The organism is Mycolicibacterium holsaticum DSM 44478 = JCM 12374, assembly GCF_019645835.1.
GTDB lineage: Bacteria > Actinomycetota > Actinomycetes > Mycobacteriales > Mycobacteriaceae > Mycobacterium > Mycobacterium holsaticum.
In genome coordinates, this window is sequence record NZ_CP080998.1 from 223708 (window position 1) to 250390 (window position 26683).

Annotated in this window: 29 protein-coding genes; 18 read left to right on the forward strand and 11 right to left on the reverse strand. The window is 69.2% G+C overall.

What is annotated here, in order from left to right; genetic code table 11:
* Positions 1-26: 26 nt before the first annotated feature.
* A complete protein-coding gene (locus K3U96_RS01105) occupies positions 27-314 on the forward strand; it encodes a hypothetical protein (protein WP_069405972.1) in 288 nt (95 codons plus the stop codon).
* Here the strand turns inward: K3U96_RS01105 and K3U96_RS01110 are convergent.
* Positions 311-655 carry an aminopeptidase gene (locus K3U96_RS01110; RefSeq protein ID WP_220691797.1) on the reverse strand — a complete coding sequence of 115 codons (345 nt, stop codon included), beginning with the start codon at positions 653-655 and terminating at the stop codon, positions 311-313. The genes K3U96_RS01105 and K3U96_RS01110 overlap by 4 nt on opposite strands.
* Positions 656-790: 135 nt before the next feature.
* Between K3U96_RS01110 and K3U96_RS01115 the strand changes: the two genes are divergently transcribed.
* Positions 791-1687 (forward strand): DMT family transporter, encoded by an 897-nt coding sequence (locus tag K3U96_RS01115; RefSeq protein ID WP_205871053.1) that lies wholly within the window; start codon positions 791-793, stop codon positions 1685-1687.
* 35 nt (positions 1688-1722) lie between these two features.
* Here the strand turns inward: K3U96_RS01115 and K3U96_RS01120 are convergent, their stop codons facing one another.
* Complete coding sequence (locus K3U96_RS01120; RefSeq protein ID WP_220691798.1) at positions 1723-3942, reverse strand: SpoIIE family protein phosphatase; 2220 nt, start codon at positions 3940-3942, stop codon at positions 1723-1725.
* The gene (locus tag K3U96_RS01125; protein ID WP_069405151.1) at positions 3935-4345 is read right to left on the reverse strand and encodes an anti-sigma regulatory factor; all 411 of its coding nucleotides are present in this window, start codon (positions 4343-4345) and stop codon (positions 3935-3937) included. The genes K3U96_RS01120 and K3U96_RS01125 overlap by 8 nt, the downstream gene beginning before the upstream one ends.
* A gap of 250 nt (positions 4346-4595) precedes the next feature.
* Here K3U96_RS01125 and K3U96_RS01130 point away from each other — a divergent pair, with 250 nt between their 5' ends.
* The 5 genes from K3U96_RS01130 to K3U96_RS01150 all read left to right on the forward strand — a co-directional run bounded on the left by K3U96_RS01130 (position 4596) and on the right by K3U96_RS01150 (position 8907).
* On the forward strand, positions 4596-4961 hold the full coding sequence (locus K3U96_RS01130; RefSeq protein WP_069405123.1) for an STAS domain-containing protein: 366 nt from the start codon (positions 4596-4598) through the stop codon (positions 4959-4961).
* Between the two features lie 99 nt (positions 4962-5060).
* Positions 5061-5339 (forward strand): hypothetical protein, encoded by a 279-nt coding sequence (locus K3U96_RS01135; protein ID WP_084223102.1) that lies wholly within the window; start codon positions 5061-5063, stop codon positions 5337-5339.
* A 58-nt stretch (positions 5340-5397) separates the two neighbouring features.
* Positions 5398-6960: a S53 family peptidase gene (locus tag K3U96_RS01140; RefSeq protein WP_220693351.1), complete on the forward strand. Its 1563-nt coding sequence runs from the start codon at positions 5398-5400 to the stop codon at positions 6958-6960.
* Positions 6961-6991: 31 nt separating this feature from the next.
* A complete protein-coding gene (locus K3U96_RS01145) occupies positions 6992-8182 on the forward strand; it encodes a zinc ribbon domain-containing protein (RefSeq protein ID WP_069405125.1) in 1191 nt (396 codons plus the stop codon).
* Positions 8179-8907, forward strand: a complete 729-nt coding sequence (locus K3U96_RS01150; RefSeq protein ID WP_220691799.1) for a hypothetical protein — start codon at positions 8179-8181, stop codon at positions 8905-8907. Before K3U96_RS01145 ends, K3U96_RS01150 begins: the two co-directional genes overlap by 4 nt.
* An 88-nt stretch (positions 8908-8995) precedes the next feature.
* Here K3U96_RS01150 and K3U96_RS01155 read toward each other — a convergent pair whose 3' ends face one another.
* Positions 8996-11161 carry an elongation factor G-like protein EF-G2 gene (locus K3U96_RS01155; RefSeq protein ID WP_220691800.1) on the reverse strand — a complete coding sequence of 722 codons (2166 nt, stop codon included), beginning with the start codon at positions 11159-11161 and terminating at the stop codon, positions 8996-8998.
* Positions 11162-11249: 88 nt separating this feature from the next.
* Positions 11250-11657 (reverse strand): TIGR03668 family PPOX class F420-dependent oxidoreductase, encoded by a 408-nt coding sequence (locus K3U96_RS01160; protein ID WP_220691801.1) that lies wholly within the window; start codon positions 11655-11657, stop codon positions 11250-11252.
* Positions 11658-11717: 60 nt separating this feature from the next.
* Here K3U96_RS01160 and K3U96_RS01165 point away from each other — a divergent pair, with 60 nt between their 5' ends.
* Complete coding sequence (locus tag K3U96_RS01165; RefSeq protein ID WP_220691802.1) at positions 11718-12320, forward strand: TetR/AcrR family transcriptional regulator; 603 nt, start codon at positions 11718-11720, stop codon at positions 12318-12320.
* A 117-nt stretch (positions 12321-12437) separates the two neighbouring features.
* Positions 12438-12698 carry a hypothetical protein gene (locus K3U96_RS01170; RefSeq protein ID WP_069405130.1) on the forward strand — a complete coding sequence of 87 codons (261 nt, stop codon included), beginning with the start codon at positions 12438-12440 and terminating at the stop codon, positions 12696-12698.
* A 6-nt stretch (positions 12699-12704) separates the two neighbouring features.
* Here K3U96_RS01170 and K3U96_RS01175 read toward each other — a convergent pair whose 3' ends face one another.
* Positions 12705-13181: a hypothetical protein gene (locus tag K3U96_RS01175; RefSeq protein WP_220691803.1), complete on the reverse strand. Its 477-nt coding sequence runs from the start codon at positions 13179-13181 to the stop codon at positions 12705-12707.
* Between the two features lie 116 nt (positions 13182-13297).
* Between K3U96_RS01175 and K3U96_RS01180 the strand changes: the two genes are divergently transcribed.
* From K3U96_RS01180 to K3U96_RS01195, 4 genes are read left to right on the forward strand one after another with little or no spacing between them, the layout of a single operon-like run.
* Positions 13298-14422 carry an ABC transporter substrate-binding protein gene (locus K3U96_RS01180; RefSeq protein ID WP_069405132.1) on the forward strand — a complete coding sequence of 375 codons (1125 nt, stop codon included), beginning with the start codon at positions 13298-13300 and terminating at the stop codon, positions 14420-14422.
* Positions 14423-14431: 9 nt separating this feature from the next.
* Positions 14432-15292, forward strand: coding sequence for an ABC transporter permease (locus K3U96_RS01185; protein WP_220691804.1), 861 nt, complete (start codon positions 14432-14434; stop codon positions 15290-15292).
* Positions 15289-16080, forward strand: coding sequence for an ABC transporter permease (locus K3U96_RS01190; protein ID WP_220691805.1), 792 nt, complete (start codon positions 15289-15291; stop codon positions 16078-16080). Before K3U96_RS01185 ends, K3U96_RS01190 begins: the two co-directional genes overlap by 4 nt.
* On the forward strand, positions 16077-17111 hold the full coding sequence (locus K3U96_RS01195; protein ID WP_220691806.1) for an ABC transporter ATP-binding protein: 1035 nt from the start codon (positions 16077-16079) through the stop codon (positions 17109-17111). Before K3U96_RS01190 ends, K3U96_RS01195 begins: the two co-directional genes overlap by 4 nt.
* 52 nt (positions 17112-17163) lie before the next feature.
* Here the strand turns inward: K3U96_RS01195 and K3U96_RS01200 are convergent, their stop codons facing one another.
* A complete protein-coding gene (locus K3U96_RS01200) occupies positions 17164-17676 on the reverse strand; it encodes a MarR family winged helix-turn-helix transcriptional regulator (RefSeq protein ID WP_069405136.1) in 513 nt (170 codons plus the stop codon).
* 128 nt (positions 17677-17804) lie between these two features.
* On the opposite strand from K3U96_RS01200, the gene K3U96_RS01205 reads away from it, so the two are divergent.
* Complete coding sequence (locus tag K3U96_RS01205) at positions 17805-18224, forward strand: copper chaperone PCu(A)C domain-containing protein (protein ID WP_220691807.1); 420 nt, start codon at positions 17805-17807, stop codon at positions 18222-18224.
* Positions 18225-18232: 8 nt separating this feature from the next.
* Positions 18233-18688: a hypothetical protein gene (locus K3U96_RS01210; RefSeq protein WP_220691808.1), complete on the forward strand. Its 456-nt coding sequence runs from the start codon at positions 18233-18235 to the stop codon at positions 18686-18688.
* Here the strand turns inward: K3U96_RS01210 and pyrE are convergent.
* Both pyrE and K3U96_RS01220 read right to left on the reverse strand, forming a co-directional pair.
* Positions 18685-19254, reverse strand: a complete 570-nt coding sequence (pyrE, locus tag K3U96_RS01215; protein ID WP_069405139.1) for an orotate phosphoribosyltransferase — start codon at positions 19252-19254, stop codon at positions 18685-18687. The two genes, K3U96_RS01210 and pyrE, sit on opposite strands and share 4 nt — an antisense overlap.
* A 14-nt stretch (positions 19255-19268) precedes the next feature.
* A complete protein-coding gene (locus K3U96_RS01220; protein ID WP_220691809.1) occupies positions 19269-20069 on the reverse strand; it encodes a HugZ family pyridoxamine 5'-phosphate oxidase in 801 nt (266 codons plus the stop codon).
* 65 nt (positions 20070-20134) lie between these two features.
* On the opposite strand from K3U96_RS01220, the gene treS reads away from it, so the two are divergent.
* Together treS and K3U96_RS01230 are read left to right on the forward strand one after the other, a co-directional pair.
* On the forward strand, positions 20135-21937 hold the full coding sequence (gene treS / locus K3U96_RS01225; RefSeq protein WP_220691810.1) for a maltose alpha-D-glucosyltransferase: 1803 nt from the start codon (positions 20135-20137) through the stop codon (positions 21935-21937).
* On the forward strand, positions 21934-23316 hold the full coding sequence (locus K3U96_RS01230; protein ID WP_069405142.1) for a maltokinase N-terminal cap-like domain-containing protein: 1383 nt from the start codon (positions 21934-21936) through the stop codon (positions 23314-23316). The genes treS and K3U96_RS01230 overlap by 4 nt, the downstream gene beginning before the upstream one ends.
* A gap of 6 nt (positions 23317-23322) precedes the next feature.
* On the opposite strand, the gene K3U96_RS01235 is transcribed toward K3U96_RS01230, so the two are convergent.
* The gene (locus tag K3U96_RS01235; protein WP_220691811.1) at positions 23323-24396 is read right to left on the reverse strand and encodes a cellulase family glycosylhydrolase; all 1074 of its coding nucleotides are present in this window, start codon (positions 24394-24396) and stop codon (positions 23323-23325) included.
* 103 nt (positions 24397-24499) lie between these two features.
* On the opposite strand from K3U96_RS01235, the gene K3U96_RS01240 reads away from it, so the two are divergent.
* The gene (locus K3U96_RS01240) at positions 24500-25867 is read left to right on the forward strand and encodes a flavin monoamine oxidase family protein (RefSeq protein ID WP_220691812.1); all 1368 of its coding nucleotides are present in this window, start codon (positions 24500-24502) and stop codon (positions 25865-25867) included.
* Between the two features lie 12 nt (positions 25868-25879).
* Here the strand turns inward: K3U96_RS01240 and K3U96_RS01245 are convergent, their stop codons facing one another.
* Positions 25880-26440, reverse strand: coding sequence for a TetR/AcrR family transcriptional regulator (locus K3U96_RS01245; protein WP_220691813.1), 561 nt, complete (start codon positions 26438-26440; stop codon positions 25880-25882).
* Positions 26441-26683: the final 243 nt, after the last annotated feature.

The following is a 26683-nucleotide window of genomic DNA, read 5'->3' on the forward strand; positions in this document are numbered from 1 at the left end:
GCACCCGGCACGGCTATCGTGGGGCCATGAAGGTTCGGGTGCTGCCCTACATCTCGGTGGAGATCGACGACCGGCTTCGCCGCAGGCTGCGCGTGGCAGGCGATCGGTTCCGGGTCAATGTCCGGGCGTACCTGCGCAGCGCGGCCGACGACGTCGACGTGGCCAGCGACCGGGTGCGCGGGTTGTGCGACCGCGCCGTCACCCGGGTCGACACCGTCGTCGCGTCGGTCAACGACAAGATCGCACCGACACCCCAGCCGACGCCCCACGCGCCGCCACGGCTGCGCGTGGTCGGAGGCCGCGAGGCGAGCTAGCCGGTTCGTGCGCCGCCGACCCGGTTGCCGACGAAGAACCCGCCGACCAGAATCACCAGCCCGATGACCGCCACCGGGATGGTCCAGGTCCGACGCTGGGACACCGCCGACTCGCACTGTGCGACGTAGTCGGTGTGCGGAATCAGCTCGTTGAGCACCGGCAGGTTGACCGGATTGCGGTTGTCCACGTTGCGGGCGGGCGCATAGTCCGCGGCGACCGCGTTACCGCAACCGATCTTCTGATTGTCGGGTCCGGCGATCGATACGGGTACCAGAAGACCGATGACACCGATTACCAACACGACCGCACCCAGTAGCAACACCAACCGTCGCATGTTCATGATCGATCAATGCCCAATTGGCCGGGCGCCGAAACGTGCCCGCCGCCGGGGGCCTCACACCGACTGCGCGGCGCATCGGCCATTATGGTCTGCTTGTCCGGTGTGCCGACCATGGTCTGAAGGGAGCTGAACGCTTTGGTAAGCCATGGTCTGGCCGTACTTCTGGCCCTGCTCGCCGCGGTGTTCCTGGCGATCGGCATCGTGGTGCGCCAGCGCGCCACCATGGACGTCGCACCCGAGCACGGGGTGAGCAGCGTGATGGTGCTCACGTTGTTGCGCAGGCCGCTGTGGTGGGCGGGCACCGCGGCGGCGGTGACCGGGTTCTGCTTTCAGGCGCTCGCGCTGGTGTTCGGTTCGCTGCTGCTGGTCCAGCCCATCCTGGTGTCCGCGCTGCTTTTCGCGCTGCCGCTGAGCGCGCGGCTGGCCAATCGCCGCGTCACCCGCGGTGAATGGCTGTGGGCGTCGGCGCTGACCGCCGCGCTGGGGGTGTTCGTCGTGCTGGCCAAGACCCGGCCCGGTGACTACGAGGCCTCCGCGCCGCTGACGGCTGTCGTCGCGCTGGTGTGCGTCGCGGCGGTGACCGCATGCGTGGTGGTGGCGGTCCGCCGCCCGGGCTGGCGGCGCGCCGTGCTGCTGGCCGTCGCCGTGGGCGTGCTCTTCGGCGTCGTCGCGGTGCTGACCAAGGTTGTCATGCACATGCTCACCCACAACGGGCTGCTGGCAGTGCTCAGCACGCCGATACCGTATCTGCTTGTGCTGCTGGGGGTTATCGCGGTGTTTCTGCAGCAGTCGGCTTTCCACGCCGGCTCGTTGCAGACGTCGGTGCCCACGATGCTGGTGCTCGAACCGGTCATCGCGGTGGTGCTCGGCGCGGTGGTGCTCGGGGAACACATGACGGTCAACGGCGTCAAGGCCGCGGCGATCACGGTCGCGGTCGTCGCGATGATGGCGTCGACCATCGCGCTCGGTCGCGAGGAGGGCGCGCTGGAGGAAGAACTCGAGGCCGCCGTGGCGGGCCGGGCCGACACTTAGCCCGCGCGCCGTCGACGACCGGCGCCGGCGGTGGGTCAACCGCGGCTTGTCGTTGGCAGTCGGAATGACATCTCCACCGTCGTACCCGCCGGCGTCCCGTCGAGATCCACCCCGTCGCTGACCGCGCGCATCAGCATCAGGCCCCGCCCTCTGGTGCCCGGGTCGGCAGGCGGTGTCTTCCACGAACCCCCGTCGATGACGCGGATGTGCATCTCGTGGCCGCGGATGTCGGCCTCCACCCGCATGCGGCCGGGATCGCGGCCGCGGTAAGCGTGTTCGACGCAGTTCGAGCACGCTTCGTTGACCACCAGCACGATGTCGTCGGCGAGTTGGTCGGGTACGTCGTTGCCGCGCAGCCAGGCGGCCAGCCGGTGCCGCACCTCGCTCAACCGGATCGCCGCGGCCTCGGTGTCGATACGCAGCGGCGCGCGCTCCAGCCGGTAGAGCACGATCGCGACATCGTCGTCGAAACCGTTGTCCGGCATCAGCTTTGCCAGCACCGCATCGGCGACCGATTCGATCGGTTGAGCGGTGGTTTCGGCGAGCACCTCGCCGAGACGTTCGATCTGGCTGTCGATCGCGTCGCCGCGCCGTTCGACCAGCCCGTCGGTGTAAAGCAACAGCGTCGAACCCGACGTCAGCGCCCGGGTCGCCTGCGGTCGGGGCTCCTCACTCTGCACGGCCAACGGCACCGAACGCCCGTCGGTCAACAGTTCCGGCGGCGACGCGCCTGTGATGAGCACCGGCGGCACATGGCCGGCGTTGCTGTAGTGCACCGACCCGGTTTCGGTGTCGATCACCGCCACGAACACCGTGGTGCAGAACGCAGCCGGGATCAACTCGGCCACCGAGTCGAGGTGTGCCAGCACGTCCGACGGCTCTGCGCCCGTCAGCAGCAGCGCCCTGGCCGACGCGCGGAGCTGGCCCATCACCGCGGCGGCCGACAGCCCGCGGCCCACACAGTCGCCGACGACCACACCGATGCGCTGTTCGGCGACGGGCAGCACATCGTAGAAGTCGCCGCCGATCTCCAGCGGCGAGACGGCCGGTTCGTAGCGCACGACGAACCCGGCGGGAAGCGTGCTGGGCGCGAGCATCGAGCGCTGCAGCGTCAGCGAGGTCTCCCTGGCGCTCTCGAACTGGCGGACGTGCTGCATCGCCAGACCCAGATGCCCGACGAGCGCGCTGACCAGCCGCCGGTCCTCGGTGCTGACCACGCGCGGCCGGTGGTGCTCCAGGCAGATCACGACGTCGCGCTTACTGGACAGCGCCGCCGCGAAGCCTCGGGTGGTGCCCGCGCTGGGTGCGGCACCGACCGTGTTGACGGTCAGCGGCAGCCAGTCGCGGGCGTCGTCGAAGGTGCGTTGCCAGTCGGGATCCAGCTCGTCCCAACTCGAGACGGCGGGGTCACCGGCCACGTGGATCGTCGGATCACCGTCGGTGTGCGGCCAGATGACGGCGATCACCCGCGCGACGTCCAGCGGGGAAGCGCACTGCGCCAACAGGATCGACAGCACCTCGTCGACGTTCGTGGCGAGGCTGACCGCCGTCGCCAGCCGGGCCACCGCGCCGTCACGCGCCGCCGCCGCGCGCGGAGCGGTGATGTCGCGCACCGTGCCGACATAGGCCATCCGGTCCGAGGCATGCTCGGCGATCACGTTCATGCTGAGCACCACCCAGCGGCTGCGGCCGTCGCGATGCCGGATCGCGATCTCGGCGGTGCCCGCGCCGCGCCGGGCCACCTCCGACAGATGCTGGTTCGCCGTTGCCGGATCCTCCACCCACGGATGAGGCATCTGGTAGGGCAGGTCGTCGGCGCCGTATCCGGTGATGTCGGCGAACGCGTCGTTGATCTCGACGATCGTTCCGGTGTCGTCGGCGACGAAAAATCCTTCCTGAAGGGAGTTCACCAGCGCGGTGCGGAACGCGTCGCGGTCGGCGAGGTTGTCGGCGCGGGCTCGCTGCTGTGCGTAACGCTTTGTGCCGTCGAGGAATCCGCGGGTGGCGATGTCGAGCGCCGCCAGGGTTTGCAGCAGGAACTGAAGCGCGCCGCCCGGGCCCGCGTCGGTGTCCGGGCCGCCGGCGCTGACCAGCCGCCAGTGGTTCTCGATGATCTCGAGCATGCTCATCCGCTCGATCAGCGCCTGACGTCCGAGGTCGTGCCCCACGGCAAGCACCGCTTCGTCGCCGCTGCGCAGGTAGGCGTTCAGCGCCTCGGCGTACCGCGTGTAGAAGTCGCTTGCATGCCTAACCATCGTCGGGCACCCACTTCCACATCTCGATCACGGTGCCCCGACCGGGCCTCGATTCGATTTGCAGCCGGTCCATCAGCCTGCGGGCCCCCGGCAGGCCCAGCCCGAGCCCCCGGCCGGTGGAGTAGCCGTCCTCCATCGCACGTTCCACATCGGCGATTCCGGGCCCGTCGTCCTCGGCGTACACCACCAGCGCCTGCCTGCCGTCTCGGAGCTGCACGCCGATGCGGATTTCGCCGTGGCCCGCGTAGCTGGTGATGTTAAGGGCGATTTCGGAGATGGCGGTCGCGATCATCGTGACGTCGGTCAGCGAGAACCCGAGCTGCCTGGCCAGCTCGTGGCCTGCCTGGCGGGCGGTCACGATATCGGTCGAGTCGCTGATGTCGACAACGAAGTCCGTCGCCACCGTCACTCCTGGTGCGCAGCGGCCTGGCGCGGTACCGGCTCACCCGTTGGTGTGGCGAAGGAGGGATCGGACATCCAACCTCCCAGCTCTACGACGGGCTCGGCATTAATCGGCGCACGCGTCCTACCGTGACATTAGCCTGCACTTAGATCATGGAGCCGTCGAAGCATTGATCTGCGTTCGGGGGCAAGCGCTAAGCTCTGCGCACTGCCGTCGTCAGTGGCGGCGCCCACGAAACGAAGGACCGCCCTTGCCAGGTACTGATCCGATTACCACGTCGGTCACCCACCAGGATGGGGTCGCCGTCGTGGCGGTCGGCGGTGACGTCGACGTAGCCACCGTCGCCGCTCTGGAAGCGTCGATCACCGACGCGCTGGCCGCCAAGCCCACCGCGTTGGTCATCGACCTGTCCGACGTCGACTTTCTCGCCTCGGCGGGCCTACAGACACTGGTGGCCACCAACGAAGCCGTCAGCAAGACCACCGCGTTCGCGGTCGTCGCCAACGGTCCCGCGACCAGCAGGCCCATCCAGTTGACGGGGCTGGACAGCGTCTTCTCGCTGTACTCGACGCTGGCCGAAGCCCTCGCCGCGGTCGGCGCCGCGTCCCAGAATTAGTCGACAGGCGCTGACCACGGCATTCCATTACAGTTTCACTGGCCGGTGGTGATCTTGGTACACCGCTGGCGTAGGTCGGGACAGATGGGACTGAACACTATGAGGCCTGGTCTTTTGCGGCGGCGGGTGGCGGCGGTCGCCGGCGGTGCCGCGATCGCGGCGATGGTGCTGACGACCGCGTCGTGCGCCGGCGAGGAATCGACACCCGAGGAAACCACCACCACGACGACCACGACCACCACCACGGCGCCGCCGGCCACCCCCGTCGATCCGGGCCCGCCGACCGAGAAGGCGCCGCGCATCGAGCCGGGGCCCAACCCGTTCTCGCCGACGGTGAAGGCACCGCCTGCGCCGACGGCCATCCCCGGCGACCACTGACCGCAGGCCGGATCGGTTCGGGCGGACGCTGACGTCCGTGGGTGTGCGGCGATTCGGCATGCTCGCGCTTCTGGCGGCGGGCGTGCTGGTGTTCGCCGCCGACCTGCGGCCAGCGGCGCCGCCCGACGACACCATCGCCGGACCGTACGCCTACCTGCTGGCCAGCTCGACCGATCTGGGGCCGTCGCGCAACGGCGACGCCCAACTGACCCTGGCCCTGCACCGCAGGGACCGTCCGGCCGCGGTGTTCGACTGGGCCGAACGCCGGGACCTGACCGTGCGATGGCAGCAGGGGGCGAACTGGGCCGTCGTCGAAGGCGCCGCGCAGAGCCTGGCGCGCGCGTTCGGCGTCGAGGTGCACGACTACCGGGGCAGGCGCGGGCAGGTGTTCTACGCGTCCCCGCAGCAGCCGCGGGTGCCTGACGTGTTGCGCGGCGACGTCGACGAGCTCGGCAGGATCCTGGGTTACATCCCGCACCACACCTCGCACCTTCCGATGGTGCCGCTGGACGTGCCGGACAAGGGGTTGTCGCCGGTCGCGCTGCGGCACGCCTACAACCTCGACCCGCTGACCGCCGACGGCTACACCGGCAAGGGCGTCACGATCGTGTTCTTCGCGTTCGACGGCTTCGAACAGGCCGACCTCGACCTCTTCGCCGACACGTTCGGGTTGCCGCGGTTCACCCCCGAGGTCGTCGGCGGCGACCTCGACACGCCGCGCGGCGAGACCACGATGGACCTGCAGGTGGCGCACGCGGTGGCGCCCGATGCGCGCAAGGTTGTCGTCAACGCCCGTTCGACCGTCGCCGGGGACGGGACGTTCGAGAAGGTCGGCGAGTTGTTCGCCGAGACCGACCGGCGGTTCCCCGGTGCGGTGTGGAGCCTGTCGATCGGCTGGGGGTGCGACAGGCTGATCACCGCCGCCGACGTCGCGCCGGTGCGGTCGGCGTTGGCGGCCGCGCATGACAACGGCACGACGGCGTTCAACGCCAGCGGTGACCTGGCCGGGATGGAATGCAAGGGCGGCGACGAATGGTCGTCGCCGCCGGGGGAGGACGACGTCGGGCTGGACTCGGTGGCGTCGCTACCGGAGGTCACCGACGTCGGTGGCACGACGTTGTCCACCGCAGCCGACGGCCGTTGGCTTGCCGAGCAGGCCTGGTTCGACGTGCCGCTGTCGGTGGGTACCGGCGGCGGGGTGTCGGCGTTGTTCGACCGACCCGAGTGGCAGCGCGACGTGTTGCCCGATGAGAACCCCGACCGCAGGCTGACCCCCGACGTCGCGGCGGTGGCCGACCCGTTCACCGGGGTGCGCATCGTGTTCAAACAAACCCAGCTGGTCGGCGGTGGCACGTCGCAGTCGGCGCCCATCTGGGCCGGCTTCGCCGCGGTGATGAACCAGTACCTGCTCGCCAACGGCGGCCAGGCCATCGGTGACCTCAACCCCAAGCTGTACCGCATCGCGGCAGGCGCGCCGCTGCCGGCGTTCCGCGACGTCACCCTCGGCGGCAACGCGGTCGCCGACGCCGCCGCCGGCTACGACCTGGTGACCGGGCTCGGCACTCCCGACGTCGACAACCTGGTACGAAACCTCTTGACGCTGCAGGAGTCCGGCGAATGAGGGTCAGCGAGAAGCCGGAGGCGGATCGCGCATGAGCGACGCCGATCAGGTCCCGACGGCCGAGTGCCGGGTGTGTCAGACCGACGTCCCCGCCGGCGAGTACTGCGGGCTGTGCGGGTGCCATCTGACCCCGCGTCGTGCCGAGGGGCCGGATTGGCTGCGGGTGCGCGACTACGGTGCGGCACCCGACGAACACCTGCTGCAGCCGTCGCCGACCAGCTCGCTGTTTCCGCATCTGCCGCAGCGCTCCCGCACCGCGTTTCGACTCGGGCTGGTGGTGCTGCTGGCGACGCTGGCCACGTTCACGCTGCTGCGGCTGCCCGCCGCGCTGGTCACCGTGGCCGCGCTGGGCCTTCCTGTGTTGTTCGTCATCTACCTGTGGGAATCAGATGCCTTCCGCGACTTCGGGTTTCGCACGCTGGCGCGGACGGCGGCGCTGGGCGTGGGGCTCGGACTGGGGTGGGTGCTGCTGACCGAGGCGACGATCACCCGCTCCTACCAGCTGGGGCTGACCCAAGGCGCCGACTGGGACCGCATCCTGCGGGACGGCATCGTGATACCGCTCGGCGGCGTGATCCTCATGCTGGCGCCCGCGGTGATCGTGCGGATGACGCGGCCACCGACCCGAGAAGCGTTGGACGGCTTCCTGGTTGGTGCGCTCGGTGCGCTCGCGTTCACCGCCGCGTCCACGCTGGCCCATCTGGCGCCGCAGTTCGGGACCGGAGTGGTGAGCCGGCAGCCGATGGAGAGCCTGCTGGTGGAGGCCGGCATCAGGGGGGTGGCCGAACCCGTGACCGCGGCGGCCGCGGGCGGGTTGATCGGTGCGGCGCTGTGGTTTCGGCGCCCGCCGAGCAAGCAGGACCAGCGCCCCGGCCTGGTACGCGGGGTGCTGGTCGGGTTCGCGGCCGCGGTGCTGACGGTGTGCCTGGCCCTGGGGGTCATCGACGCCGCCGCGCCCGCGCAGCTGTTCATGTTGGCGATGCACCTGCTGTTGGCGGCGGTCGGGCTGCTGCTGTTGCGCATCGGTCTGCATCTGGCGTTGCTTCACGAAGCGCACGACGAGATCCAGGCCGACGAGCCGCTGCTGTGCCCGCACTGCGGTCATGTGGTGCCCGATATGGCGTTCTGCCCGGCCTGCGGGGTGGCGACCCGCGCGTCGTCCCGGTCGTCACGACGATTCCGCCGCACGGCGCGTCCGGTGCGCGACACCGAGGGGCCATGAGCGGGCGAACGGATTTCTTTCCCGGATACGCAATTCCGGCGGGCAGCTACGCGGCCACCGCGCCGCGGCGGACGTCACGGCGGCGGCTGGTGGTGATATGGCTTTCGGCCATCGTCGTGGTGGCCGCCGGGCTGATCGCGGTGTCGGCGGCGATCAGCAAGCCCGCAGCGCGCTACGCGTGTCCACCGGACTGCGGCCGCCCGCCGACGGGCACGCCGGTGGAGGTCAACCCGCGCTTCACCGCCGACGACGGCGCGTTCACGGTGCACCACCCGACGCCGAGTTCGGCGTACCGCATCAGCACCCAACCCAACGGGGTGACCGCGGAATTTCTGGCAGGTGACGGCGGGACGATACGGTTGTTCAGCGAGCCGGCGGCCGGCCGGTCGGCCAAGGCGATCGCCAAGGCGCTGGTGAAAAAGACCTTCCCCGACACTCGCACCGCCTATGAGATTCCCAACGCGATGGTCGGCTACCAGTCCGGTTACGGTGAGGTCGCCGACTGTTGGCCGCAGGGCTCCAACAGCAGCTACGCCAGGATGCGGGTCATGGTGATGGTCGCGGTGAAGAACGACCTTGCGTTGGTGGCCGCGGCGGTGGGCCCCTACCACGAGTTCGGCCCGGACTTCGGATTCGGTAAGCCGTCGGGCGCCAATCTCCAAATCGCTTTGGACATGGGCAAATACGTGAACAGCTTCAGTTGGCGCGGCGATCCCCCCCGTTAACTGCGCGCCGAAAGGGACAACCGGGAGGGAAAGGGCGAGTAAAGACCCCCGAAACGTCGATCTCGGCGGGGCGCCGGAATCCGCTGTCTCAGACCGACGCCAGGACCTTGGCGGCGGCGTGCTCGGGCATCGGCTCGTAACGGGCGAAGGTTCTGGTGAACGATCCGGCACCGTGGGCCATCGAGCGCAGGTCGATCGCGTACCGGGTCAGCTCCACCTCGGGGATCTCGGCCTTGACCAGTGTGCGGTCCTCGCCGACTTTCTCGGTGCCCTGCACCCGGCCGCGGCGGCTCGCCAGATCACCCATCACGGTGCCCACCAGATCGTCGGGCACCAGCACCGACACCTCGTCCACCGGTTCGAGCAGGTTCACCTTGGTGGCCGCGGCCGCCTCCCGCAGCGCCAACGCACCGGCCATCTGGAACGCGAAGTCCGAGGAGTCCACGCTGTGCGCCTTGCCGTCGAACAGGGTGACCCGGATGTCGACGACGGGATAGCCGGCGCCGACGCCCTTTTCCATCTGCGCCCGGATCCCCTTCTCGACGCTGGGGATGAACTGGCGCGGCACGGCACCGCCGACCACCTTGTCGACGAACTCGAACCCGGTGCCCTCCGGCAGCGGCTGCACCTCGATGTCACACACCGCGTACTGGCCGTGCCCGCCGGACTGCTTGACGTGCCTGCCGTGTCCTTTGGCCTTGCCGCCGAACGTTTCTCGCAGCGGCACCCGCAGCTCGACGGTGTCCACGGCGACCCCGTAGCGGCGATGCAACCCGTCGAGGACCACCCCGGAGTGCGCCTCGCCCATCGTCCACAGCACGATCTGGTGTGTTTCGCGGTTCTGCTCGATCCGCAGCGTGGGATCCTCGGCGGCCAGCCGCTGCAACCCGACCGACAGCTTGTCCTCGTCGGTCTTTGCGCGCGGGGTCACCGCGATCGGCAGCAGCGGCTCGGGCATGGTCCACGGTTTGAGCACCAGCGGATCGGCCTTGTCCGACAGCGTGTCTCCGGTTTCGGCGCGGCTCAGCCGCCCGATCGCGCAGATGTCGCCGGCGATCACCGACGGCGCCGGGCGCTGCTGTTTGCCCAGCGGAAACGACAGCGTGCCGATGCGTTCGTCCTCGTCGTGATCCTCGTGGCTGACGCTGGAGCCGTTGTGGGCCGGTGACCCGAAAAACGAAGTGAAGTGGCCCGATACGTGCACGGTCGCGTCGGGGGTGATGGTGCCCGAGAACACCCGCACCACGCTGACCCGCCCGACGTAGGGATCCGACGTCGTCTTGACGACCTCGGCCAGCAGCGGCCCCTTCGGGTCACAGGTCAGGCCCTCTCGGGCCTTGCCCTGCGGCGTGAACACCTCGGGCAGTTGGTGTTCGGGCGGCGAGGGGAACGCGCTGGTGATGATCTCCAGCAGTTCGAGGGTGCCGACCCCGGTGCCGCTGCACGCCGGGATCGCCGGGAAGAAGGAACCCCTGGCGACGGCCTTTTCCAGATCGTCGATCAACACCGACTGGTCGATCTGCTCACCGCCGAGGTAGCGCTCCATCAGCGTCTCGTCCTCGGACTCCTCGATGATCCCCTCGATCAGCGTGCCCCGCATTTCCCCGATCGCCTCGGCGTAGGAGGCGTCGGGGTCGTGGGTGGTGGTGCGCTTACCGTCGGCGTACTCGTAGTGCGTCTGCGACAGCAACCCGATCAGGCCCGTGCACGGTGAGTTGGCGGGCAGGTACAGCGGCAGCACCTTGTCGCCGAACGCCTGCTGGGCGCCGGTCAGCGCGTTGTCGTAGTCGGCGCGGGCGTGGTCGAGTTTGGTGATCACGACGGCGCGCGGCATGCCGACCTGGCTGCACTCCTGCCACAGCGATTTGGTCGGCTCGTCGATGTGTTCGTTGGCCGCGATCACGAACAGTGCGCAGTCCGCGGCGCGCAGGCCCGCGCGCAGTTCACCGACGAAGTCGGCGTAGCCCGGGGTGTCGATCAGGTTGACCTTGACGCCGTCGTGGTGCAGCGACGCCAGCGCCAGCCCGACCGAGCGTTGTTGAGCGATCTCGGCCTCGTCGGAGTCGCACACCGTGGTGCCGTCCACGACCGAACCGGGCCGGTTGAGTACCCCCGAAGCGACGAGAAGGGATTCGACGAGTGTGGTCTTGCCGCCACCCGATGGGCCCACTAGCACCACGTTTCGGATGGCGGCCGGACTGTCCGCGGTGGGCGCGGCTCCGGCACCACCAGAAGTTGTCGTTTTGTCAGCCATGGCGTTGCCTCCTGACGGTGGTGTCTCCCACCATTCCCCCAACCGGCACCGAGCACAAGGGATCCGGCGAGTTTTGCGGCCGCGGTCGTCACGCGTGCCAGGAGGACCACCGGTCGACCGCGACGGTCACCACCGGCCCGTCCAGCGCAATCCTTTGGTACTGAGGGTATTTGCTGCGCAGCAGCGCGTAGCCGACGGCGCGGGCCTCGCCGCTCTCGTGCACCTCGGCCAGCCCGTCCGCGCGCACCCACCACAGCTGCGACCAGTCGTCGTCGTAGTGATCGACCAGCATGCAGACCCGCGGGTTGGCCGCGATGTTGGCCAGCCGACGCAGCCGTTGGGTGGACTTTCGTTTGGCGTCCACGGCGGTGTAGACGACGTCGTTGTGCACCCCGAACACCACCGGCACCAGATGCGGAGCGCGGTCGGCTCCGACGGTGCCCAGCATCGCCACCGGCGCGTCGGCGAACCTCGCCGCAGCCTCGAATTCGGCCATGCGTTCAGCTTATTGGGGTCCGGCGGTTACGCGGCGGGTGAACTGGTCGATAGTGAAGTTATGACCGGGCAATCGACCTCCGGGGCGGCCCGCGGTCCCGGCCGCCCCCGCAGCGAGCAGGCCCGTGGCGCCGTGCTGTCGGTGACGACGCAACTGCTGCACGAGGTCGGCCTGCGCGCGATGACCACCGAGCAGATCGCGCGCCGAAGCGGTGTCAGCAAGGCGACGATCTACAAGTGGTGGCCGAACAAGTACGCCGTTGCCGTCGAGGCGTTCCTGGCCGAGATGACCGCCGAAGCGCCCGATCCCGACACCGGCTCGGCCCGCGAGGACTTCCGCTTGGTGCTCAGCGGGTTGATCCACTTCTATACCGGCGCCAGCGGCCAGGTCTTCGCCCAGCTCATCGGCGAAAGTCAGTACGACCCGCGGGTCCGGGAGGAACTGCGCGACCATCTGGTGACCCCGCGCCGTGAGCTGTTGCGGACGGTGTGGAATCGCGGCGTGACCCGCGGACAGTTGCGCGCCGACGTCGATCCGGGCACCGCGGTCGACATGTTGATCGGGCCGATCCTCTACCGGCTGCTGCTGGGCACCGCACCGCTCGACGATGCGACGGCCGACGCGCTCGTCGACGCCGTGCTGCGCGGCGTGGCGAGTGACTGACGTCATCGGTGCGCCGGGAATCCGCCGCGGCGATGCACCGTTAAATCTGAACATAATGTTCAGTAATTACGGCGCGTCGTCATCTTCGACCCACGCCGCGGGACGAGGAGAACACCAATGCGACTGCGCATCATCACATCGTTGGTCATAGCGGCGACGGCGGCGCTGATCGGGCTGGCCCCGATGGCGAACGCGGCACCTACCGGATGCTCGGCCACCGGAGGCGCGACGATCTGTCAGACACCCGGCAACGCGCAGGTCACCGCCCAGCCGGGGCAGGCGGCCGAAGACGCCGCCCGACTGCAGTACCCGTTCTTCGTCTTCGGGCCGTACGGGCTGGTGGTCCGGCACGGTATCGAGCACGGGCACCGGCGCTAGGGGCAGCTAGCCGGGACGTCGCGGCGCGACGCTGATCGGCCTGCGCGTCTCTTGTGTGCGCGTCACCCCGAACTCGGGCTTCTTCGTTTCCGGCGTCGACGGCTCCTCGGCCGTCGGCGTGGCGGGCGCGACGGGCTGTGCGGACACCTCGGCGGGCGGCGGCGGTGACGGTGCCGCGGGCGGCGGGGGCGCGACGACGGTGGTCGGCGCGGGGGTGGAGGCCGCCGTGCTCGGCGCGGTCGTCGCGGGGGCGGGGGCGGTCTCCTCGTGCACGGCGCCGGACCCGTCGAACAGCAGCAACACTCCTGATACGACGATGGCGCCCGCCGCGGCGGCCACCGCGATCAGCGCCGTCAGCGCCTGCTTGCGGCGATACCACGGGACGGGGGCCGGCTCGAAGCGCCAGGTGTTCGGGTCGAAGGCGTCGAACGACCCCGTCGACCCCGTCGACCCCGTCGACCCCGTAGCCTCACGCTCTGCCATCCACCGATGTTAACGCCGGTACCTGCGCAAACAATGGGCCCGCACAACTGCACACCACCGCCCCAAGGTGCGCGCGGTAGGGTGCGAGCGCGCTCACCCGACCCTCGGAAGGAACGATGAAGTCACGTCTGGCCGCCATCACCGCGTCCGCGCTCCTGCTCGTCGGCGCGGCGGCCTGCGCCCCACCGCAGAAGGACAGCGCAGGGGAGCAGACGCAGTCCGGGGTCAAGGCCGGCGAGGCCACCTCGGCGCAGGATTTCGGCGGCATGGACGGGCTCGTCGAAGCCGCCAAGAAAGAGGGCGAGCTCAATGTCATTGCGGTACCCGATGATTGGGCCAACTTCGGCACCATAATCCAGAGGTTCACCGACAAGTACGGCATCAAGGTGAACTCCATGCAGCCCAACGCCTCCAGCCAGGAGGAGATCAACGCGGCCACCCAGCAGAAGGGCAAGAGCACCGCGCCCGACGTCTTCGACCTCGGGCAGGCGGTGGCGCTCGCCAACACCTCGATGTTCGCGCCGTACCGGGTCGCCACGTTCGACGACATCCCGGCGGCCTACAAGGACCGCGACGGCACCTGGGTGAACGACTACGGCGGCTACATGTCGATCGGCTACGACTCCGCCAAGGTTCCCGATGTCACCAGCATCGAGGACCTGCTCAAGCCGGAGTTCCGGGGCAAGGTCGCGCTCAACGGCGACCCCACCCAGGCCGGGGCGGCCTACTCCGGAGTGCTGATGGTCGCGCTGTCGCAGGGCGGTTCGGTCGACGACATCGCCCCGGGCGTCGAGTTCTTCCGCAAGCTGGCCGAGGCGGGCAACTTCCTGCCGGTGGACCCGACGCCCGCCACCATCGCGTCGGGCCAGACGCCCGTGGTCATCGACTGGAACTACCTCAACGCCGTGCAGACCCAGAAGGTGCCGTCTTGGCGGGTCTTCGTCCCGCCGGACTATGCCGTGGCCGGGTTCTACTACCAGGCCATCAACAAGGACGCCCCGCATCCGGCCGCCGCCCGGCTCTGGGAGGAGTTCCTCTACAGCGACGAGGGCCAGAACTTGTTCGCCGCGGGCGGGGTGCGCCCGGTGCGCGCCGACAACATGATGACCGACGGCACCCTCGACAAGGCCGCGGCCGCCAGCCTGCCGATCATCGACGGCCCGGTCACCGTGCCGAGCCCCGATGAGACCGAGAAGGCCACCGCCTATCTGGCCGAGCACTGGGCCGCCGCGATCGGCTGATCTTCGCCGATGCCGGGATCAGCACTACACCGGCGGTTGCGCGAGGCGCTACCGCTGTTGCCGTTTCTGGCGATCGTGGTGACGTTTCTGCTCATCCCGACGGTGACGGTGATCGTCAACGCGTTCTTTCCCGACGGGGCGTTCTCGCTCGAGCAGATCCACGCGCTGTTCTCCGGCGCGGCGCTGGCCGCGCTGTCCAAGAGCGTGGCGCTGTCGGCCACCACGGCGATCATCGGGGCGGTGTTCGGCACGCTGCTGGCTTGGTTGATCCTCAGCAGTCCGGCCACCTCGATGGTGCGTCGCGCGGTGCTCTCGGTGTGCAGCGTGCTGGCCCAATTCGGTGGGGTGGCACTGGCGTTCGCGTTTCTGGCGACGGTGGGCCTCAACGGGGTGCTGACGCTGTGGCTGCAGCAGGCGTTCGGATGGAACCTGGCCGGCTCGGGCTGGCTGTACAGCCTGAGCGGGCTGATCCTGGTCTACTCCTATTTCCAGATACCGCTGATGGTGCTGGTGTTCCTGCCCGCGCTGGAAGGTCTGCGGGTGCAGTGGCGGGAAGCGGCGGTGAGCCTGGGGGCCTCTCGGTGGCAGTATCTGCGCGAGGTGGCCGCGCCGTTGCTGACGCCGGCATTTCTCGGGTCGGCGCTGTTGTTGTTCGCCAACGCATTTGCCGCGTATGCGACGGCGGCCGCGCTGGTCAGCCAGGGCAGCCCGATCGTGCCGCTGCTGATCCGGGCGGCGCTGACCAGCGAGGTGGTGCTGGGCCAGGCCGGGTTCGCCTACGCGCTGGCGCTGGAGATGATCGTGGTGGTGGCAGTGGTGATGGCGGCCTACAACATGCTGGTGCGACGCACCGCGCGGTGGCTGCGATGAACCGGAGCACATTGTCGCGCAGGATGATTCGGGCGATGCTCTGGGTGTTGTTCGTGGCGTTCTTCGGCTTTCCGCTCTACGCGATGGCCGACTTCTCCACGCGTGACCTCATCGCAGGCGGGCGCACCATGCGCGCGTGGGCCAACCTGGTGACCGACGACGCGCTGTACTCGGCCATCGTGATCTCGCTGCTGCTGGCCGTTTTCACCGTCGCGGCGATGCTGGTGCTGCTGGTGCCGACGATGATCTGGGTGCGGCTGCGCGCCCGGTGGGCCAAGGGCATGGTCGAATTCCTGTGCCTGCTGCCGTTGACGATCCCGGCGCTGGTGATCGTCGTCGGCCTGCGCAACGTGTACCTGTGGGTGACGTACTTCCTCGGCGAATCGGCGCTGACGTTGACGTTCGTGTACACCGTGCTGGTGTTGCCGTTCGCCTACCGCGCGTTGGACGCGGCGCTGTCGGCGATCGACCTGCGCACGCTCACCGAGGCGGCCCGATCGCTGGGCGCCGGGTGGACCACGACGATCCTGCGGGTGGTGGTGCCCAACATCTGGTCGGGGATCTTGTCCGCGGCGTTCATCTCCATCGCGGTGGTGCTCGGCGAGTACACCATCGCGTCGCTGTCGGGGTACGAGACGTTGCAGGTGGCCATCGTGGCCATCGGCAAGAGCGACGGCCCGACCTCGGTGGCCGCGTCGCTGGCCGTGTTGGTCCTGGGTTTTGTTCTGCTGCTGGTGCTTTCGCTTGTCACCAGGGGCCGACGACGCGTCGAAGGAGTGCTGCCATGAGCGTCTCGGTCGACTTCACCGACGTCACCCGCAGCTACGGCGCGGTCAAGGCACTCGACGGCTTCACCCTGCACATCGAACCAGGAGAACTCGTCGCGCTGCTCGGCCCGTCGGGCTGCGGTAAGACCACCGCGCTGCGCATCCTCGCCGGCCTGGACGACGCCACGTCGGGCACGGTGGCCGTCGACGGACGCGACATCGGCAACGTGCCCGCCAACAAACGCGACATCGGCATGGTGTTTCAGGCCTACAGCCTGTTTCCCCATCTGACCGTGCTCGACAACGTCGCGTTCGGGCTCAAGATGCGCGGAAGGTCCAAGGGCCGACAGCGTTCCCGGGCCGCCGAAATGCTCGACATGGTGGGGTTGGGGCAACACCGCGACAAGTTCACCGACGAACTGTCCGGTGGCCAGCAGCAGCGCGTCGCGCTGGCCCGCGCGCTGGCCATCGCGCCCCGGGTGCTGCTGCTAGACGAACCGCTCTCGGCGCTGGACGCCAAGGTGCGCGCCGTGCTGCGCGACGAGATCCGCCGGGTGCAACTCGAAATCGGCACGACGACGTTGTTCGTCACCCACGACCAGGAGGAGGCGCTGGCCATCGCCGACCGGGTCGGCGTGATGAGCCACGGCAGGCTCGAACAGCTCGCCCCGCCTGCCGACGTGTACGCGAACCCGTCGACGCCGTTCGTCGCCGAGTTCGTCGGGCTCACCAACAAGGTGCCCGCCCGGGTGTCGAACGGCAGGGCACGCCTGCTCGGCGCGTCGGTGCCGGCCCTGCCCGGTTCGGTCGCCTCTGGCGCCGGGATGGCGCTGGTGCGTCCCGAGTCGATCACCGTCACCGCGGACCTTGCGGGCGCGGCCGCGGTCACGTCGGTGGCCTTCCTCGGGCCCACCTCCCGGGTGTATCTCCGGCTGCCCGACGGCCCGGTGGTCAGCGCCCAGCTGACCAGCTCGGCGGCGCGGGCGTTCGCGCCCGGTGACCCGGTGACGGTCGGGGTCGAGTCCGCGGGCGTGCTGGTGGTACCCGCTTAGCAGCGAAACGCTTGCGTCTCAGCAACGGATGTGGGTATCACAGACGTATGACTCAGGTCGTCGGGGGCCACATCAACGCGAGAACCCGCGCGTCGTCCGCCGGCTCACCGGCTGCCGAGGCGAACGCCGCCATCGCCGCGCCGACGGCCTTGCGCTCACCCGGCGTCATCGTCCGAAGCACCCGCTCGATCTCTTTGCGCCGCCGTTTGGTCACCTTGTCGACCAACCGCTGCCCGGCCGGGGTCAAGGTCAACGTGATGTTGCGCCGATCGACGGCCGATTCACGCCGGTCGAGCAGCCCGGCGTGGATGAGCCGGTCGCAGGTCCGGCTGGCATTGGACGGGTTGACCGCGAGCCCGGCCGCCACCGCCGCGAGGTTCAGCGGGCCCCGGGTGTGCACCATCACCAGCACACGCAGCTGGGGCACGGTGACGACCTCCTCGATGCCGGCCAGTGAGGCCGCCACGATGCCGATGATCGCCCGCGAGGCGCGCAACACCTCGTCGGCCTGGCCGGCCAACGCGTTCTCGTCGCCGTCTGCCGGGGCGCCGGGTACTGAAGTCATACCGAGGATCCTGCCGACAAGGATTGCGTCGCCGCAACTGGAACCGGCCGGCAAGATTTCCGGGTCATGGTAGGGCCGACGTGCGCGGGCAGGCGACGTCACGTGCGCTGTGCGCAACGGGTGCCACGATGCTGATCGCCGTGGCCGGCTGCGCGCAGGATCGGCCCGGCCCACCGGGCTCCGCAACCGCCGTGGAAAACGCCGCCATCGTGCCCGAGTTCATCCCGGGGCGGTGCTCGATTTCGGTGGGCGGGCAGGCCGACCTGCGGTTCACCGTCACCAACCACCGGTCGAGCGGAATCGAGCGGTTGCTCGAGGTGTCCACGGCCGCCGCCGACGTCGTCCAGTACGCACCGGTGGACCCCGTCGAGATCGCGCCCGGCACCTCGGTGGCGTTCGGGCAGCGCCAGGGAAAACCGGCGATCGAACTCGAGGGGTTGACCGCCGACGCGCGGCCCGGCACGTCGGTCGCCGTGACGTTCGGTTTCGAGCGGCTCGGCGACCTCGACATCCGGGTGCCGATCGAAGAGTGCCGGGCGCAGGCGTAGGGGCGCAGATGACACGTTCACCCGGCACGATCATCGCGGCGACCGCGGTGGTGGTGCTGCTGGCGCTCAGCGGGTGTGCCGAACCCGCGCCGCCGGCCGGCCCACCGCCTGCGACCAACTCGGCCGACAGTCAGCCGCTGGGCGCCTCCACCGAGCGCAACGCTCCCGCGCAGGCGCTGACGGCCGAGGAGGTGATCCGTGCGCTGCGCCGCGCCGGGCTGGCCGCCCCGCACCCGGTCGACACCACCGCCCAGGAGTGCGACCTCGCCCAGTGCGCGCAGTCCGTCGTCACCGACACGTTGCGGGTCAAGTCCTTTGCCACCCCCGCGCAGGCAACGCAGTACGCCGTGCCGCGCGGGCTGAAACATGTTGGGCCGGTGACGGTTTCGTTTCCACCGCACATGCCGCAAGCCGAACGGCAGAAGTACTGGTCGGTGATCGCGGCGCTGGTGCGCGAAAGCTAGACGTCCTTGACCGGTTCGATACCCAGGTCGCGGTAGCTGACGAGCGCGACGAACGGCACCCCGCGCTTGGCGAAGCGCTTGGCGGCGATGTCGCCGCGGTCCACCATCGGGATGACGCCTGCGACGACCGCACCAACGGCGGTCACCCGGTCGAACGCGATCTCGGTGGAGCCGCCGGTGCTGATCACGTCGTCGACCAGCAGCACCCGGGTGCCCGGCTGCAGGCGGGTGCCTTCGATCCACTGTTCGCGGCCCCGCTGTTTCTGTTCCTTGCGCACCGAGAACCACGCCTTGCCGGTCACCATCGCGACACCGTGGGCCAGCGGGTCGGCGCCCATCGTGAGCCCGCCCACCGCGTCGAACTCGATGCCGTGACCGGCGGCCAGCTCGGCCACCGCGCGGCTGACGATCGACAACCGCTCGCCGGTGTCGATCGCGTACTTCCCGTCGATGTAGTCGTGGCTGAGCTGACCGCTGGCCAGTCTGAACGGCTCGGCGCGGTGTTCGTAACCGCGGGTCCGGATGAGGTCGAACGCCGCCTGCCAGGTGTCGGGACGCGATGACATGGGCTGATGGTATTTCAGGGTTGGCGCGCCCGGCGGGTCAACTCCACGGCGGCCGCGCGAAGTTGGTCGGCCGAATCGAGGGGTTCGGCGTAGCCGATCCGGGTGTAGGCCACCCCGCGGTCGGTGGTGACCCGCAGGTCCAGGCCGTAGCGGTCGGCGCCCGTGCAGGTCGCCGCGGTGGTGTCCGGATAGCCGCCGAGCGCCTTGGCCATGGCGACCAGCGTGTCGGCGTGGTCGGCGTTGAGGTGGGCGACCGCGCCCGCCGCATGCGGTGCGACGGGATCGGCTTCGGCCGCGGCGTACGCCTCACCGGTCGCCGAGTCCATCCGCCCGTACCCGCCGACCCAGCGGACCCGGTTGACCCGCAGCACCCACAGCGTGAAGTCGCTGTAGTCGATGTAGTACTTGGCTGCCGCGACGGCCGCCAGGTGCGCGTCGCGGGCGGCGGCCAGTTCGTCGCCCGTCGGCACCTCGGCCACCCCCGCCAGGGTGACCCGGCCGCTGGCCAGCGGGTCGGACTCGGCGTCGGGGGCGACGATCGCGATGCTCGCCCGAGGGTCGTTGCCGAGGTTGCGGCCGTGCTCGGCGAGGTTGGAGACGCACAGCACCGGGGCGCCGTCGAGCAGCCCGTAGGTCACGAACGATGCCCACGGATCGCCGTCGACCGTCAGCGTGGCCAGCGTGCCTGCGTTGGTGGAGGCGGCGATCGTGCGCGCTTCCTCGGCGGCCGAAGGACGAACGTCGTTCACGACTTTGGTCAGCGGGGGAGGGACCGAGGGCGCATCGCCCAGGTCGCCATGATCTCGAAGGGCCACTTCGGCACGATACCGCTGACGCCACCGATTCAATTCCGGCGGACGTGGGTACGTTTGACATCTGTATGGATCAGCGCAGCGGTGTCAACGAACACGACCCGTCCCACGGCAGCCATGTCGAGGAGGGTCCTGACGGTAGGACCGTCGAGCACCCCACCGCCGACGACTTCGGCCACGCCCGGGTGCTACCCGAGGACCGGACGTGGTTCAAGCGCGCCGTGTTCTACGAGGTGTTGGTGCGGGCGTTCTACGACTCCAACGCCGACGGCATCGGTGATCTGCGCGGGCTGACCGAACAACTCGACTACATCAAATGGCTTGGCGTCGACTGCCTTTGGTTACCGCCGTTCTACGACTCCCCGCTGCGCGACGGCGGCTACGACATCCGCGACTTCTACAAGGTGCTTCCCGAGTTCGGCACCGTGGAGGACTTCGTCGATCTGCTCGACGCCGCGCACCGCCGCGGTATCCGAGTCATCACCGACCTGGTGATGAACCACACCTCCGATTCCCATGCGTGGTTTCAGGAGTCCCGGCGCGACCCCGACGGGCCGTACGGCGACTTCTACGTGTGGAGCGACACCAGCGACCGCTACCGCGACGCGCGGATCATCTTCGTCGACACCGAGGAGTCCAACTGGACGTTCGACCCGGTGCGCAGGCAGTTCTACTGGCACCGGTTCTTCTCTCACCAGCCCGACCTCAACTACGACAACCCGGCCGTGCAGGAGGCGATGATCGACGTCCTGCGGTTCTGGCTCGATCTCGGCATCGACGGTTTCCGGCTGGACGCGGTGCCCTACCTGTTCGAGCGGGAGGGGACCAACTGCGAGAACCTCCCCGAGACGCATGCGTTTCTCAAGCACTGCCGCAAGGTGATCGACGACGAGTATCCCGGGCGGGTGCTGCTGGCCGAGGCCAACCAGTGGCCCGCCGACGTGGTCCAGTACTTCGGCGACCCCGACACCGGCGGCGACGAATGCCACATGGCGTTCCACTTTCCGCTGATGCCACGGATTTTCATGGCGGTGCGGCGGGAATCGCGCTTCCCGATCAGCGAGATCCTCGCGCAGACCCCCGACATCCCGGAACTGGCGCAGTGGGCGATCTTCCTGCGTAACCACGACGAGTTGACGCTGGAGATGGTCACCGACGAAGAACGCGACTACATGTACGCCGAGTACGCCAAGGATCCGCGGATGAAGGCCAACGTCGGCATCCGCCGACGGCTGGCCCCGCTGCTGGAGAACGACCGCAACCAGATCGAGTTGTTCACCGCGCTGCTGCTGAGCCTGCCGGGTTCGCCGATGCTGTACTACGGCGACGAGATCGGCATGGGTGACATCATCTGGCTCGGCGACCGTGACGGGGTGCGCACCCCGATGCAGTGGACGCCGGACCGCAACGCCGGTTTCTCCACCGCCACCCCGGGCCGGCTGTACCTGCCGCCCAACCAGGACGCGATCTACGGATATCAGGCCGTCAACGTCGAAGCCCAGCGCGACATCTCGAACTCGCTGCTGAACTGGACGCGGACCATGCTGGCCGTGCGTCGCCGTCACGAGGCGTTCGCCATCGGCGACTTCCACGAACTGGGCGGCTCCAACCCGTCCGTGCTGACCTACGTGCGCGAGGTCAGCCGGGACGGCGGGACAGACACGGTGCTCTGCGTGAACAACCTGTCGCGCTTTCCGCAGCCCATCGAACTGAACCTGCAGGCCTACAGCGGGTACACGCCGATCGAGATGACCGGATACGTCGAGTTCCCGGCCATCGGTCAGCTGCCGTATCTGCTCACCCTGCCCGGCCATGGGTTCTACTGGTTCTCGCTGCGTGCGCCCGAACCCGAACCGAAAGACCAACCATGACCCTGCCGTTCGATGAGTGGCTACCGCAGCAGCGGTGGTATGCCGGGCGCAACCGCGAGTTGGCGTCCGTCGAACCCGCCGTCGTGGTCGCGCTGCCCAACATTGCTAATCCGGCTGCGGGGCTGGACCTCGAGCTGATGCTGCTCGAGGTGTCCTACACCGGCGGCCCCGCCGAGCGCTACCAGGTGATCGTGCGCTGGGACGACGCCGCCAACGCAGGCGGCGGGCCGATCGCCGAGTTCCTCAACGTCGCCACCATCGGCTCGGCAGGCCACGACGGCGAGCGCACCGGATACGACGCGCTGTACGACCCGGCCGCAGCCCGGGCGCTGCTGGCGCTCATCGACACCTCGGCGACGGTCGGCGACGTCCGGTTCAGCAAGGAACCCGGCGTCGAGTTGCCGCTGGACGCGGCGCCGCGACTGTCGAGCGCCGAACAGAGCAACACCAGTGTGGTGTTCGAGGAGCGTGCCATCCTCAAGATCTTTCGGCGCATCACCCCGGGCATCAACCCCGACATCGAGCTGAACCGGGTGCTTGCCACCGCGGGCAACCCGCACGTGGCGCGGCTGCTGGGGTCATACGAGGCGCGCTGGGACGGGCAACCGTATGCGCTGGGCATGGTCGCCGAGTTCGCCGCCAACTCCGCCGAGGGCTGGAACATGGCGATGACCAGCACCCGTGACCTGTTCGCCGAGGGCGACCTGTACGCCGATGAGGTCGGCGGCGACTTCGCCGCCGAGTCCTACCGGCTCGGCGAGGCCGTCGCGTCGGTGCACGCGACGCTGGCCGACGAGCTCGGCACGTCGACGACGGTGTTCCCGACCGACACGATGGTGAAGCGGCTGCGGGCAGCGGCGGAGTCGATATCCGAACTGCACCAGTATGTTCCGCTGATCGAGGAGAGCTATCACAAGCTCGCCGACGAACCGGTCGCCGTGCAGCGGATCCACGGCGACCTGCATCTCGGGCAGGTGTTGCGCACCCCGGAACGCTGGCTGCTGATCGACTTCGAAGGCGAGCCCGGGCAGCCGCTCGACGAGCGCCGCCGGGCCGACTCCCCGCTGCGCGACGTCGCCGGGATCCTGCGGTCCTTGGAATACGCCGCCTACCAACGGCTGATGGACCAGGCCTCGGAGTCCGGCGCCGAGGACCGTGACCGCCAGCTGGCCGCCCGCGCCCGCGAGTGGGTGGACCGCAACGCCGCCGCGTTCTGCGACGGCTATGCCGAGTTGGCGGGCGCCGACCCGCGCGATTCGGCGGCGCTGCTCGCGGCATACGAGCTGGACAAGGCCGTCTACGAAGCCGCCTACGAGGCGCGACACCGCCCGAGCTGGCTGCCGATCCCGCTCAAGTCGATCGCCAGGATCGTGGGCTGAGCGGGCTCAGGCCAGGCTGCGCATGACGTCCGCGGCGGGCTTGGGCGTCCAGTCCGTGCGGTACACGCCGTAGTTGTCCTGCGGGTTGGCGCTGCCGGTGCTGCGGTCCCGGGTGGTGTAGATGAAGGCGGGTCCGGCGCCGTCCAGAGTGCGCCACGAGACGATGAAGTCGCGGATGCGGTCGGCCTGGGTGGCCTCGGAGACCTTCGACGTCGCCTCGCCGAACTCGGTGGCCCAGATCTGCTTGCCGCCGTCACCGTTGGCCGCCATCTGCTGGCGCAGCGCGTTGTACAGGCCGCGCGGCGAGTTGGCGGCGCCCGTGGAGAAGCGGGATTCGACGTTGTTGGTGAACAGATACGGATGGAACGCCAGCGCGTCGAAGAACCCCTTGGCGCCTGCGGCGTACATCCGCTCGACGTAGGTCACCGGGTTCATGGTCACCGAGAAGAAGTTGATGGTCGGGCTGAGCCCGCCCGCGACCACGGTGGCGTTGGGGTCGGCCGCTTTGATCGCCGGGTAGGCGGCCTTGAGCAGACCGGCGAACCGGTCCGGCTGCGGACCCGCCGGCCCGGCCCAGAACTGCACGGCGTTCTGCTCGTTCCACAGCTCGTATGCGGCGACCCGCCCGGCGAAGTGCGAGGCCATCGTTCCCGCGAACGTCCCGAACGCCTCCGCGGACGCCGGCGGTGCGGCGACGGCGGGTCCACCGCCGGTGGCCCAGCCGGGGGTGGAGTTCAGCAGCGCGACGACGGCGATGCCGCGCGCGTTGGCGGCGTTGACGATGAGGTCGGCCTGGCCCCAGTTCCACTCCTGCGGGGCGGGCTGGATACCGGCCCACGGCATCATGATCCGCGCGCTGCGCACGCCGGTGTCGACCATCAGGTCCAGTTGGCGGTTCACGTCGTCGGGCGACAGGAACCACAGCCACGAGTCGGCGAATCCGAGCGAGGACACCGCGGCGGTCTCGGTGACGGGCACGCTGCGGGTGTTGTCCGAGTCGGGGGCGAGCATCTGGGTGAGGCCCGCCGACACCAGCACCACGGCCGCCAGCGCCACGACCGCTTGTAAGAGTTTGCGCACGATTTCCCTAACTGTGGCCCGATCTTGTAGGTGTATCGGGATTGCCCGCGAAGAAGTTAACCAAAACCCGACGGGGTGCAGCGGCGAGGATCACGATATTGTCGTGATTGACGTTGCCGCAGATTATTGCGTGGTGGGGGCGGGGTTTGCCGGTCTGGCCGCCGCGCTGCGGCTCGACCAGGCGGGCAGGTCCGTCGTTTTGCTGGAGGCGCGCGACCGGGTCGGCGGTCGCACGTTCACCGAGGTCCGCGACGACGGCAGCTGGATCGACCGCGGCGGCGCCTGGATCGGCCCCGGCCAGGACCGGATCGCCGCGCTGATGAGCGAGTTCGGCGTCAAGAGCTACAAGCAGTACGTCGCGGGCGAAGCGATGATGCTGGTCGACGGTAAGCAGTGCCGTTACCGCGGCACCGTTCCGCGGTCGCTGAGCCCGTGGGCGTCGCTGAACCTGGGCGTCGCGATGCTCGAGCTCATCGCGATGTGCAAGAGGATCCCGCTCGAAGAGCCGTGGACCGCCAAGAAGGCGGCGCGGTGGGACAAAATCTCCGTCGGGCACTGGCTGGATCGCAACGTGCGGTCGGGCGCGGCACGCGAGATCCTGGAAACCGCGATCGGCGGCACCTACACCAGCGACACCTCGGAGCCGTCGCTGCTGTACGTGCTGCACCAGATGGCGTCGGGCGGAGGGCCGTCGTTCGTGTTCGGTGTCGAGGGCGGCGCGCAGGATTCGCGCATCGTCGGCGGCATGGGCGCGGTGTACGGGCCGGTGGCCGAGGCGGTCGGGGATCGCCTGCACCTGTCCCAGCCCGTCGATCACATCGGCCAGGACGACGACGGCGTGACCGTGCGGTCACCGGATATGACCGTGCGGGCGCGCCGGGTGATCGTCGCCGTGCCGATCGCGATCGCCGGCCACATCCGGTACGAGCCGATGCTGCCGACCGACCGCATGCTGCTGCATCAGCGGATGCCCAGCGGGGCGATCGCCAAGATCCACGTGGTCTACGACGAACCGTTCTGGCGGGCCGACGGGCTGTCCGGGCAGTCGGCCGCGCCGGGTACGGCCGCGCCGGTCACCATCGACGCCTGCACGGACACCGGACGGCCCGGGGTGATGTGCGTGATCGCCGAGGGCCCCGACGCCCGCCGGTTGTGTGCCGCCGAGCCGACGGAGCGCCGCGCGCGGGTGGTGTACGCGTTGGCCGGGCGCTTCGGGCCGAAGGCGAACTCACCCGTCGACTACATCGAGCAGATCTGGACCCGCGAGCGGTATTCCGGCGGCGGGATGATCAGCCACGCGCCGCCCGGTGTGCTGACCGGGTTCGGTCCGGCCCTGCGGCGACCGTGCGGCCGGATCCACTGGGCGGGCACCGAGACCTCGGCCGTCATGTGTGGATGGGTCGACGGCGCCGTTCGCTCCGGTGAGCGCGCGGCCGCCGAGGCGATGCGGCAGGAAGCGCGGGCGGGATGAGTCGGCGCGAGGCTAGCTGCGCAGCATGAGGTCGACGACGCGTTCGTGCCACGGCGCGCCGATGTCCTGGTTGGAGACCGACTCGTGCAGTAGGCCGATCCCGGCGGCGAACAACACCGTGGAGCGCAGGTCGGCCTCGTCGGGTTCGAACCCGTAGTCGATGAACGCCTGCCGCACCGCGCACCGCACGCGTGCGTCGCTGCGCCGAACGCTGGCCAGCACCGCCTCATCGGTGAGCGCCCACACCCGCATCGCGCGTTCGAGCGCCCAGTGTTCGGGGCGCATCAGCGTCTGCATCATCGCGGCCAACCGCTTGCGCGGATCGGCCTCGTCGGTGCCCTCGAACCGGCGCCGTTGTTCGTCGTGAAGGTTGCCCCATGCGCTGGCCAACGAGGCCCGGTACTCCTGCATATCGGTGAAGTGCCAGTAGAAGCTGCCCTTGGTGACCGAAAGTCGATCGCACAATCTGCTGATTCGCAGTGCGGCGGGGCCCCGCTCCGCGAGAACCGCAAAACCGGCCTGAATCCAGTCGTCGGCCGTCACCCGCCGACCTGCACCGGTCGGCGCCGTCATGGGGGCAGCATACGCCGATAATTGACACTTACGAATATATTCATTTGTGGCAACCGCGGCCGCCCGGTAGGGGCCGCCGCTCGTCGGCTCCCACCCCGGCCCGCCCGACCGGAGGCACAGAATGATGAAAAATGGTGCCAGCGTGGCGGCCACGGTTGCTGCAGCTCGAACCGTACCATACAGGCTGGTACGGAAAGTGGAGTTTGACGTGGAAGTCTGCTGGCGCACAACACTTTCGACGCC